Annotated in this window: 9 protein-coding genes; 6 read left to right on the top strand and 3 right to left on the bottom strand. The window is 50.6% G+C overall.

The features are described 5' to 3' along the window. Complete coding sequence (locus J7445_RS02935; protein ID WP_146736310.1) at positions 1-918, top strand: U32 family peptidase; 918 nt, start codon at positions 1-3, stop codon at positions 916-918. Next, complete coding sequence (gene ubiT, locus J7445_RS02930; protein WP_003756427.1) at positions 905-1345, top strand: ubiquinone anaerobic biosynthesis accessory factor UbiT; 441 nt, start codon at positions 905-907, stop codon at positions 1343-1345. Before J7445_RS02935 ends, ubiT begins: the two co-directional genes overlap by 14 nt. Positions 1346-1671: 326 nt before the next feature. Here the strand turns inward: ubiT and J7445_RS02925 are convergent, their stop codons facing one another. Next, on the bottom strand, positions 1672-3384 hold the full coding sequence (locus J7445_RS02925; RefSeq protein ID WP_209283131.1) for a proline--tRNA ligase: 1713 nt from the start codon (positions 3382-3384) through the stop codon (positions 1672-1674). A 449-nt stretch (positions 3385-3833) separates the two neighbouring features. Between J7445_RS02925 and fghA the strand changes: the two genes are divergently transcribed. Beyond that, positions 3834-4682, top strand: a complete 849-nt coding sequence (gene fghA / locus J7445_RS02920) for an S-formylglutathione hydrolase (protein WP_070613136.1) — start codon at positions 3834-3836, stop codon at positions 4680-4682. 83 nt (positions 4683-4765) lie between these two features. On the opposite strand, the gene J7445_RS02915 is transcribed toward fghA, so the two are convergent. Both J7445_RS02915 and ppsR read right to left on the bottom strand, forming a co-directional pair. Then, entirely contained in the window at positions 4766-5605 is an 840-nt protein-coding gene (locus J7445_RS02915) for a DUF4198 domain-containing protein (protein WP_060975319.1), read from the bottom strand. Between the two features lie 220 nt (positions 5606-5825). Beyond that, positions 5826-6647 (bottom strand): posphoenolpyruvate synthetase regulatory kinase/phosphorylase PpsR, encoded by an 822-nt coding sequence (ppsR, locus tag J7445_RS02910; protein WP_045073018.1) that lies wholly within the window; start codon positions 6645-6647, stop codon positions 5826-5828. Between the two features lie 418 nt (positions 6648-7065). On the opposite strand from ppsR, the gene ppsA reads away from it, so the two are divergent. The 3 genes from ppsA (at position 7066) to tig (ending at position 12014) form a co-directional block, all read left to right on the top strand. Continuing rightward, positions 7066-9450: a phosphoenolpyruvate synthase gene (gene ppsA, locus J7445_RS02905; RefSeq protein ID WP_146736306.1), complete on the top strand. Its 2385-nt coding sequence runs from the start codon at positions 7066-7068 to the stop codon at positions 9448-9450. A 237-nt stretch (positions 9451-9687) separates the two neighbouring features. Beyond that, positions 9688-10374: a peptidoglycan DD-metalloendopeptidase family protein gene (locus J7445_RS02900; protein ID WP_141752068.1), complete on the top strand. Its 687-nt coding sequence runs from the start codon at positions 9688-9690 to the stop codon at positions 10372-10374. Between the two features lie 329 nt (positions 10375-10703). Further along, the gene (gene tig / locus J7445_RS02895) at positions 10704-12014 is read left to right on the top strand and encodes a trigger factor (protein WP_045073012.1); all 1311 of its coding nucleotides are present in this window, start codon (positions 10704-10706) and stop codon (positions 12012-12014) included. The last annotated feature ends 54 nt before the right edge of the window (positions 12015-12068 follow it).

Raw genomic sequence — 12068 nt, 5'->3', positions numbered from 1 at the left:
ATGAATCCGATGAAACTATCGCTGGGGCCGGTTTTGTTTTTCTGGCAGAAGGAAGCCTTGTTGGAATTTTACGCCGGTATGCTGGATGCGCCGGTGGATACCATTTATCTGGGCGAAGTGGTGTGCTCGCGCCGCCAGAAAATGCGCTTTGCCGACTGGGTCAGCCTGGCGGAAGATTTAGCGGAAAGCGGCAAAGAGATTATCTTGTCGTCGCAGGTGCTGCTGGAAAGTGAATCCGATTTGAAACGCCTGCGTAAAATCACGGGGCAGGACAAATTCAAAGTCGAAGCCAACGATATGGGCGCGGTTAAATTGGCACGCGAACACGGCATTCCGTTTGTCGCTGGCGCCAGCCTGAATATTTACAACGAAAGCACGCTGGCACTGTTCCAAAAACTGGGCACATACCGCTGGATTGCGCCGTCCGAGTTGAGTCGCGACAAAGTTGCTGAAATCATCAAGGCTTCAGACGACATCGAAACGGAATTGTTTGCTTGGGGCAAAATGCCGCTTGCCTATTCGTCGCGCTGCTTTACCGCGCGGCATTACAACCTGAACAAAGACGGCTGCGAATTCCGCTGTTTGGATTACGAGCAAGGTATGGATATGAATACCCGTGAGGGCAAGCCGTTTTTAACCATCAACGGCATCCAAACCATGTCTTACGGCTGCCAAAACCTGCTGCCACACCATGAGGATTTGCGGCAAATCGGCGTGAACATGCTGCGCCTGTCGCCGCAGATGCACGGCATGGCGGAAATCGTCCGTATCCACCGCGATGTATTGGACGGCAAAACCGCCCTGGCGGATGCGCTGCCCGAATTGGAAAGATTGACCACCGGCACGCTGGTGGACGGCTATTGGCACGGCCAGCCGGGTATCGAAGCCGTGAAGGAGGAATATTATGGCGTTGCCTGAAATCGTATTGCCCGCATGGGCGGGAAAAATCGGCGGTAAATTACCGGGCAGGCCGCCGCGTTTCGCTTTGGTTTTTGCCCTCAACACCATGCTCAAACGCGGATTGCTGCCCGCCGACATGAGCCTGTTTGACGGCCGAACCTTCGAAATTGACGTATTGGACGCGGGCATCAAGGTGCGCTTTACCGCCAATGCCGAAAAATTCATCGACGCGGATTTCTTCGGCACGCCCGATTTGCGCCTTGCCGCCAACGGCATCGACTTCATGCGGATGATGATGCGCGAGGAAGACCCGGATACCCTGTTTTTCAACCGCAAACTGCAAATCGAAGGCGATACCGAGCTTGGTCTGATTACCAAAAACCTGCTCGACAGCGTGGACTGGCCGTTCGGCGATTGGTTTTTGAAGCGGCAGTTGTCCGACTGAATGCGGATTCGTTCAGAAATGTAGCTGAATGACTTTATTTTCGACACGCAATTTACCGGTTGTCTTCATTCCTGCGTAGGCGGGAATCCGTTTTTGAAATTCAGAAACTGTTTTTCAAATCAAGGTTTCTCAAGTTTTACGATGGATTCCCGCCTGCGCGGGAATGATGGAATTTGATAATATGCCGTATTTAAAGTTAAGTCTGTTCGCTATAAGGCAAAGCATTCATCCGTTAAGCTTCTGATTTCACAATAAAGAAGGTCGTCTGAAACCTGTTTCCAGTTTTCAGACGACCTTTTTTCATCTGCATTTGGCTTAAACTGTCATTAGTCTTTCAATGCAGCCAATACTTTGCCGGCGACTTCATTCAAGCTTACGGTTTGCGCCTGATTGTCGCGGCGTTCGGCATATTCGACGTTTCCTTCTTTTAAGGCGCGGTCGCCGATGACGATGCGGTGCGGGATACCCAGAAGCTCGGAGTCGTTCAACAGCACGCCTGCGCGTTCGTCGCGGTCGTCGAGGAGGACATCCGCGCCTGCTGCCAGCAGTTCGGCGTAGATTTTGTCGGCGGCTTCGCGTACGGCGTCTGATTTTTTGTAGTTCATCGGTACGATAACGACTTCAAACGGTGCCATTGCTTTGGTCCAGATGATGCCTTTTTCGTCGTTGTTCTGCTCGATGGCGGCGGCAACGACGCGGGTGATGCCGATGCCGTAGCAGCCCATTTCCATGATTTGCGATTTGCCGTTGTTGTCGAGGAAGCTTACGTTCATGGCTTGGGTGTATTTGTCGCGCAACTGGAAAACGTGTCCGACTTCGATGCCGCGCGCGAGTTTCAGACGACCTTGTCCGTCGGGGCTTTCGTCGCCTTCGACGACGTTGCGCAAATCGACAAACTCAGGCTCGGCGGCATCGCGGCCGAAGTTGAAGCCGGTATAGTGGTAGTCGTCTTCGTTCGCGCCGATGACCCAGTCCGCGCCTTTCTCGGTGGCGAAATCGGCATAGACTTTGCCTTTAAAGCCAACAGGGCCGAGCGAGCCGCCGTTTGCGCCGAACTGCGCGCGGATGGCGGCAGGGTCTGCCATGGTCAGCGGCGATTTCACGCCTGCGAGTTTTTCGGCTTTGATGTCGTTGAACTCATGGTCGCCGCGCAACAACAATAAGACGATTTCGCCTTCGTTTTCGCCTTCGACGACAATGGATTTCAGTGTTTTTTCAATCGGAATGCTGAGAAAATCAACTAATGAATCAATGGTTTTGACGTTCGGCGTGTGTACTTTGGTCAACTCTGCCTGAGCAGCCGCACGTTCGCCTTTGAGCGGCAAGGTCGGTGCCAGCTCGATATTGGCGGCGTAATCGGAAGTGTCGCTGTACGCAATCACATCTTCGCCGCTTTCCGCCAACACTTGAAACTCGTGCGAACCGGTGCCGCCGATGCTGCCGGTGTCTGCGGCAACGGGACGGAATTCCAGGCCCAGACGGGTGAAGATGCGGCAGTAAGCGTCATACATTGCATCATAGGTCGTCTGAAGCGAGGTGTAGTCGGCATGGAAGGAATAAGCGTCTTTCATGACGAACTCGCGCGCGCGCATCACGCCGAAGCGCGGACGCACTTCGTCGCGGAATTTGGTTTGGATGTGGTAAAAGTTTTTCGGCAGCTGTTTGTAGCTGTTGATTTCTTTGCGCACGATGTCGGCGATGACTTCCTCGCAGGTCGGGCCCATGCAGAAATCGCGGTCGTGGCGGTCTTTCAGGCGCAGCAGTTCTTTACCGTAAAATTCCCAGCGGCCGGATTCCTGCCACAGCTCGGCAGGCTGCACCACCGGCATCAGCAACTCCACGCTGCCCGCGCGCGCCATTTCTTCGCGCACGACGTTTTCGACTTTACGCAACACGCGCAGCCCCATCGGCATCCAAGTATAAAGGCCGGACGCGTTGGCTTTAATCAGGCCGGCGCGAATCATCAGCTTGTGGCTGGCAAGCGCGGCTTCGGCGGGGGCTTCTTTCAGGGTGGAAATGAAAAATTGGCTGGCTTTCATGGTGTGTTTTTCTGTGTAAAAAAGTAAGCGCGTATTGTAACGCGAAAGGCAGGGGGATTGAAGTTTTTCCCCATAGGGCGACAGCCGCTGCCTTGCTTGTCCAGCCAACTCATTTGACATTTATCGGGCGTGTCAATCACTTTTTATACACAATCCCGCATTGGCTTGTTTTGCTTATAGATTTTTCCCATAAAGGCTTTGAAATTTTTTATTTTTATAACTAATTGATTTTATTGTATTTTATTTGATTATTTTTTAAGCACCGAAAGGCTTGGGTTGTTCCAAAAGCAAAAATTCCGATTACCCAAAGCTTATCAACAAACTTATCCACAGAGTTTGTGTATAGATTGGTGTCGTCTGAAACCATACCGTTCGATAGGTTTTTAAAAGCCCGTAACGCGGTCTTTCTGTTAAGATGATGCCTTCACTTTTTTCACGTCATCCCATCTATGTCCGCACACGAATTACACCTGCTTTCCCGCGCCAAAATGTTCAACGGCCATCAAGAGCAATACCGCTGCTTTTCCGAAACCTGTCAAACCGACATGACTTTCGGCATCTACCTGCCGCCGCAGGTATTGAAAGGCTATCCCGCACCGGTTTTGTATTTCTTGTCGGGACTGCACGGCGACGGCTCGGAACTGATACGCCAAACCGGCATCCAGCGTTTCGCCGCGCAATGGAACATCATCGTCGTTTTCCCCGACACCTCGCCGCGCGGCAGCCATATCAGCGACAGTACGGACGAGTTTATCGGACAAGGTGCGGGATTTTACGTCGATGCGACCGCACAGCCGTGGGCGGCGCATTATCAGATGTACAGCCATATCAGCCGCGAACTGCCCGAGTGGGTGGAACGGCATTTCCCCGCCACCCAAGAGCGCAGCATCGCGGGTTTCAGCATGGGCGGACACGGCGCGCTTTCCATCGCCTTGAAAAACCCCGGTCGCTATGCCGCCGTTTCCGCGTTTGCACCCTTGTGCCACCCGACTGCCAGCCGAGCCGGAAAGCAAGCGTTTGCCGCCTATCTGGGCAAGGAGTCGGATGCTTGGCAGGCATACGACAGCACATCGCTTATTCAGACGGCCTCACGCAAACTGCCGATACTCATCGACCAAGGCGGCGCCGATCCGCTGTTCCCCAACGAACTGCAACCCGAAGCCTTCGTCAATGCCGCCCGCGCCAACGGCTTCAACGTTCAAGACAAAGTCCGCCCCGGCTACGGACACGATTATTTCTTCATCGCCAGCTTTATCGACTCGCATATCGAGTTTCATGCTGAGGCATTGGGTTTGTAAATCCACTATAAATTTAATCCACTATATAAAGAAAGGTCGTCTGAAAACTTTTTCAGACGACCTTTTCGATCTTTCACACTCAATTAGTGTTGATGATGATGGTGTTCATGCCGTTCAGCCGCGCGTTTCGTTCCGACGGGCATAATCAGCGTTGCATACGACTTGTCCTCTTGGCAAACGCTTTTATCGGCATAGTTTGCCTGATGGACGGCTTTGATTTTCCACAAACCTTCAATCAAAGGAATCACATTGACGACGCCGTCCTTATCCGTTTTCCCTGAGAAACCTTGCGGCTCGCGGTGGTCGTGTGTCGCCACCAAATCCATTTCCGCCAGCGTATCCGAGCTTGCCGTTACCGTCGCTTTTGCCAACGGTTTGCCTTTATAAAGCACTCTAACCGGCAGCAGACCGCCTACCTTGACTTCATTCGGATTTTTCAGCGGCACCAGTTCCAATTCATGACCGACTGGACGGGTCAATACGCTTTCATCCATGCCTGCGCTGCCCACTTGCAAAAACGCTTTGCCAAACATCTGAGCCTGTTCGCAATAAGTCGCGCCGGGCAGGTCTTTCAAGGTTTTCTGTTTCCAGCCTTCGCTGTTTTGCGACCAGAACGTCGGTTTGTACACCGCGCCGACCCAATACGAGCCGTCTTTCAGGCGGGATTTGGAAACATATTGGTAATTTTCGCCTTTATTCGTCAAATCGACCGTTTTTCCGGATTTGTCCGTCAATTGCAGCGGTTTGAAAATATGCACGCGGTCGTCGGCGATTTTTTCAACATTCGGGAAATCATGGCTGTAACCCAAATCTGCTTTCAACGTACTGCCCGAATCCAAACGCACCGGAGCCGACACCCACAAATCATGCGCCTGCGCCGCCATGCTCAAACCCAATGCGCCAAGTATCCATAATTTTTTCATGTTTCTTCCTCAAATTTGATTGTTTACGGTTCAAAAGCCAACGGAAAGCCCGAAAAGCAAGGCAACCTTACTCTTTTTATTTCAAAATGTAAATATTATTGATGATTGTTTTTAGTTACAAAGAACTAGAAATCTATTTAGACTGAATGATAGAAAACAAGAGGTCGTCTGAAACACAAAATTGCTTTTCAGACGACCTCTTGCTCATACTTTAAGAAAATCAAAAACGCCGCTTCAATTTGCAGGCTTGAAGGATATGGACGGCAAGTTCCTCCACCGATTTATCCGTCGTATTGGTGAACGGGATGCCATGGCGTTTGAACATATTTTGCGCATCGGAAATCTCACTGCGGCAGGTATCGATTTTGGCATAAGTCGAATTCGGACGGCGCTCTTGACGGATGGCCTGCAGGCGTTCGGGTTGAATGGTCAGGCCGAACAGCTTGTCTTTGTAAGGTTTGACCATGCGCGGCAGGTCGGTAGATTCCAAATCGTCGGGAATCAGCGGGTAATTGGCGGCGCGGATGCCGTATTGCAGGGCGAGGTAAAGACAGGTCGGCGTTTTGCCTGAACGCGATACGCCCATCAGGATCACATCGGCTTCTTTCAGGTTTTTATCGCTGACGCCGTCGTCATGGTTGAGCGAGAAATTGACCGCCTCCATACGCGCATCATAGCGTTGCGTATTGCCGATACTGTGGTGCCCCTGTTCGGCGGCAACCGCCTCGGTGTTGAGTTCTTTTTCCAAAAGCCCGAGGAAGGTTTCGAAAAAATTGATATGGAAAGCGCCCGCTTTTTTGATGATTTCACGGATTTCGTCATTAACGACGCTGACGAAGGCAATCGGGCGCAAACCGTTTTCCTGAGCGTTGCGGTTGACTATTTCGACGACGGTACGCGCTTTTTCAGGCGTATCAATGAAAGGATAGGTGTGGCGTTTGAATTCGATTCTGCCAAACTGATTCAGCAGGGCCTCACCGATATTTTCAGCAGTCAGGCCGGTACGGTCGGAAATATAAAACACATGGCGCGGTGCGGTCATTCGGTTATCCTCTAAAATTTTAAATGGTTGCAGGCAGTCATCATAGCAGCTGAAACCTTCTAAATAAAGGGAATACGCTTAAATTACACCCAACTACGCCAAAATCAAACTACTTTATAAACGCATTTTTATTCCAATAATTAAATTATCTTAAAATTTTATACCCATCCAAAACCTTTCCAAACTCTACCAATCAGTCATTAATCTATTTCAAACCTTATGTTTTACAAAGAAATAGACAATGGGAATAATGGTTTCCCCATCAGATTTCATTTGACTACACGCCTGAAGCCCGCAATTTTTCAGACGACCCGCAAATAAATCGAGACAGAAAAAGCATGACAGCGGTCGTTTGAATCGCTTAAAATAACAAAGCGTATTCGTTTCTTTTTTAACATATCTTGGATTGGACACACAAATGGCTGACAACTACGTAATTTGGTTTGAAAACCTGCGTATGACTGATGTTGAAAGCGTGGGCGGCAAAAACGCCTCCCTAGGTGAAATGATCAGTCAGCTGACTGAAAAAGGCGTCCGCGTCCCCGGCGGCTTTGCCACTACTGCCGAAGCCTACCGCGCATTTTTGGCGCACAACGGACTGAGCGAGCGTATTTCCGCCGCACTGGCACAACTGGATGTAGAAGATGTCGCCGAACTGGCGCGCGTCGGTAAAGAAATCCGCCAATGGATTTTGGATACGCCCTTCCCCGAACAACTGGATGCCGAAATCGAAACGGCATGGAACAAAATGGTTGCAGACGCAGGCGGCGCGGACATTTCCGTTGCCGTCCGTTCTTCTGCAACCGCCGAAGACCTGCCCGACGCATCGTTTGCAGGTCAACAGGAAACCTTCCTGAATATCAACGGCTTAGAAAACGTCAAAGAAGCCATGCGCCATGTATTCGCTTCTTTATACAACGACCGTGCCATCTCCTACCGCGTTCATAAAGGCTTCGAACACGACATCGTCGCCCTCTCCGCAGGCGTGCAACGCATGGTGCGTTCCGACAGCGGCGCATCCGGCGTCATGTTCACCCTCGACACCGAATCCGGCTTCGACCAAGTCGTTTTCGTGACTTCATCTTACGGTCTGGGTGAAAACGTCGTACAAGGCGCGGTCAACCCCGATGAATTCTATGTATTCAAACCCACGCTGAAAGCGGGCAAACCTGCCATCCTGCGCAAAACCATGGGTTCGAAACAAATCAAAATGATCTTTACCGACAAAGCAGAAGCCGGTAAATCCGTGATGAACGTCGATGTTCCCGAAAAAGACCGCAACCGCTTCTCCATTACCGATGAAGAAATCACCGAGTTGGCACACTACGCGCTGACAATCGAAAAACACTATGGCCGCCCGATGGATATCGAATGGGGCCGTGACGGCTTGGACGGCAAACTCTACATCCTGCAAGCCCGTCCCGAAACTGTGAAATCCCAAGAAGAAGGCGGCCGCAACCTGCGCCGCTTCGACATCAACGGCGACAAAAACGTCTTGTGCGAAGGCCGCGCCATCGGTCAAAAAGTCGGTCAAGGCAAAGTCCGCTTGGTAAAAGACGCATCCGAAATGGATTCCGTTGAAGCAGGCGACGTACTCGTTACCGACATGACCGACCCGGATTGGGAGCCGGTAATGAAACGCGCTTCTGCCATCGTCACCAACCGCGGCGGTCGTACCTGCCACGCCGCCATCATCGCGCGCGAACTGGGTATTCCTGCCGTAGTCGGCTGCGGCAATGCAACCGAATTGCTGAGCAACGGTCAAGAAGTTACCGTATCCTGTGCCGAAGGCGATACGGGCTTCATCTATTCCGGCCTGCTGGACGTACAAATCACCGACGTTGCCTTGGACAATATGCCCAAAGCGCCGGTTAAAGTCATGATGAACGTCGGCAACCCCGAACTCGCATTCAGCTTCGCCAACCTGCCGAGCGAAGGCATCGGCTTGGCACGCATGGAATTCATCATCAACCGCCAAATCGGCATCCACCCGAAAGCCTTGTTGGAATTTGACAAACAAGACGATGAATTAAAAGCGGAAATTACCCGCCGCATCGCCGGCTACGCCTCCCCTGTCGACTTCTACGTCGATAAAATCGCCGAAGGCGTGGCAACATTGGCCGCATCGGTTTATCCGCGTAAAACCATCGTCCGTATGTCCGACTTCAAATCCAACGAATACGCCAACTTGGTCGGCGGCAGCATTTACGAACCGCACGAAGAAAACCCGATGCTGGGCTTCCGCGGCGCAGCGCGTTATGTCGCCGAAAGCTTCAAAGACTGCTTCGCCCTCGAATGCAAAGCCTTGAAACGCGTCCGAGACGAAATGGGTCTGACCAACGTCGAAATCATGATCCCGTTCGTCCGCACGTTGGGCGAAGCCGAAGCCGTCGTCAAAGCCTTGAAAGAAAACGGTTTGGAACGCGGTAAAAACGGCCTGCGCCTGATCATGATGTGCGAACTGCCGAGCAACGCAGTATTGGCAGAACAATTCCTGCAATACTTCGACGGCTTCTCCATCGGCTCCAACGACATGACCCAACTGACCCTCGGCCTCGACCGCGACAGCGGCTTGGTGTCCGAATCGTTTGACGAACGCAACCCTGCCGTCAAAGTGATGCTGCATTTGGCAATCTCTGCCTGCCGCAAGCAAAACAAATACGTTGGCATCTGCGGTCAAGGCCCATCAGACCATCCGGACTTTGCCAAATGGCTGGTTCAAGAAGGCATCGAAAGCGTTTCCCTGAATCCGGATACCGTCATCGAAACTTGGCTGTATTTGGCTAATGAGTTGAATAAATAAGATTTTTTATAAAATCTAAAAATCCCCCATCCCTAAAGCGGACGGGGGATTTGTTTTAGCCATCTAACGGCAGATATAATTTGACTTTATTTTACGCTGAGTAAAATATGCTTCTAATCAAAAAGATAAAATTCTGCCGCCATTTGGCATTCATAAAACATCTCAAAAGCCGATGAACCTTCACCCAAATAAAGCGTCTGAAGACAATTCATTCGCTGATTTTTATTAAATAGACATATGATGAATACCATTCCCTTTTTTCAGACGACCTTCAAACGATTAAGCCCTTTCTGTCTGACACTTTTTCTGGCTGCCTGCGCCGGAAGTGGTTCACCGACGGGTGCGGTTCCCGATGGCTATTACAGAGTCAAGCCTGGCGATACGCTATCCCAGATTGCTAAACGCCACGGCCAAAGCATCCATACCTTGGCATCTTGGAACAACTTGCAAGACACTTCTAAAATCGAAGTAGGTCAAGTATTACGTATCCGACGCAATACGCGCCCTATTTCCCAATCAAACCAAGCAACTCAGGCTGTCGCACCGATCAACCGCCTGAACTTACTATGGCCTGTCGAAAACGGACGCAACTCCGTTATCAAGCAGTACAACGGAACAACCAACAAAGGCATCGATATAGCAGGTACATCCGGAGAGCCTGTAAAATCTTCAGCTGCGGGGAAAGTATTGTATGTCGGAGAAGAAGTACGGGGTTACGGCAAACTGATTTTAATCAGCCACAATGATTATGCGATTACAGCTTATGCACATAATGATGCCTTACTGGTACAAAAAGACCAGCAGGTTGCAGCCGGTCAGCAGATTGCAACGATGGGCAGCACAGACACTGACATCGTAAAGCTGCATTTTGAAGTCCGTCTGAACGGCAAAGCCGTCAATCCTATGACATACTTGCCCAATTAACATTCTCAAACTTCAAAAGGTCGTCTGAATACTCTCTTCCGACTTTCAGACGACCTTTGTAGCTCCGCATAAGTTTATCGGAATGCCGCCATCCATCTCCCATCCAACTACTTTTTCCAAGCCGGAGCGGACAGATGTGGCAACCGTTTTACAATGATTTCACTATATTATCCAGTCAATCAAACATTGTGATATACTAGCCAGCTAATTTTCCTGCCTTTTGCAAGCAACGGACGATAAAAGCCCCGATGTGTCGGAGCCGCTTTTGCAGTCATCATTGGCAAAAGGATTCCCATTTTTTATTTAACACAACAAATTAAGGTCTTACGATGAGCGTAACTGTTGAAACTTTAGAAAATCTGGAACGCAAAGTAGTGTTGTCTCTGCCTTGGTCCGAAATCAACGCAGAAACCGATAAAAAACTGAAACAAACCCAACGCCGTGCAAAAATCGACGGTTTCCGTCCGGGTAAAGCACCTTTAAAAATGATTGCCCAAATGTACGGTGCAAGCGCTCAAAATGAAGTCATCAATGAAATGGTCCAACGCCGCTTCTACGATGTTGCCGTTGCCCAAGAATTGAAAGTTGCCGGCTATCCGCGTTTCGAAGGCGTTGAAGAACAAGACGATAAAGAATCCCTGAAAATCGCCGCGATTTTCGAAGTGTTCCCTGAAGTCGTTATCGGCGATTTGTCTGCACAAGAAGTCGAAAAAGTAACCGCTTCCGTCGGCGATGCCGAAGTGGACCAAACCGTAGAAATCCTGCGCAAACAACGCACCCGCTTCAACCATGTTGAACGCGAAGCCCAAAACGGCGACCGCGTCATCATCGACTTCGAAGGCAAAATCGACGGCGAACCTTTTGCCGGCGGTGCATCCAAAAACTACGCCTTCGTATTGGGCGCAGGTCAAATGTTGCCTGAATTTGAAGCCGGCGTAGTCGGCATGAAGGCAGGCGAAAGCAAAGACGTTACCGTCAACTTCCCTGAAGACTACCACGGTAAAGACGTTGCCGGTAAATCCGCCGTCTTCACCATCACATTGAACAACGTATCCGAGCCCACCCTGCCCGAAGTTGATGCCGACTTCGCCAAAGCATTGGGTATCGCCGACGGCGACGTTGCCAAAATGCGCGAAGAAGTGAAGAAAAACGTGGGCCGCGAAGTTGAGCGCCGCGTAAACGAACAAACCAAAGAATCTGTAATGAACGCGCTGCTCAAAGCCGTAGAGCTGAAAGCGCCTGTTGCTTTGGTAAATGAAGAAGCCGCCCGCTTGGCAAACGAAATGAAACAAAACTTCGTCAACCAAGGCATGGCTGACGCTGCCAACTTGGATCTGCCTTTGGATATGTTCAAAGAGCAAGCCGAACGCCGCGTATCTCTGGGCTTGATTTTGGCAAAACTGGTTGAAGAAAACAAACTGGAACCGACTGAAGAGCAAATCAAAGCCGTTGTTGCCAACTTCGCAGAAAGCTACGAAGATCCTCAAGAAGTGATCGACTGGTACTACGCAGAGCCTTCCCGCCTGCAAGGCCCGACTTCTTTGGCAGTAGAAAGCAACGTTGTTGATTTCGTTTTGGGCAAAGCCAAAGTAACCGAAAAAGCTTTGTCTTTTGACGAAGTGATGGGCGCACAAGCCTAATCATCTTCAAAAGGTCGTCTGAAACAGACAACTTGAAAGCACCAAAGCGTCCCT

The sequence above is a fragment of the Neisseria sicca genome (assembly GCF_017753665.1).
Lineage (GTDB): Bacteria > Pseudomonadota > Gammaproteobacteria > Burkholderiales > Neisseriaceae > Neisseria > Neisseria flava.
The sequence above is the reverse complement of the archived record's forward strand: the minus strand, read 5'-3'. Positions and strand labels throughout refer to the sequence as shown.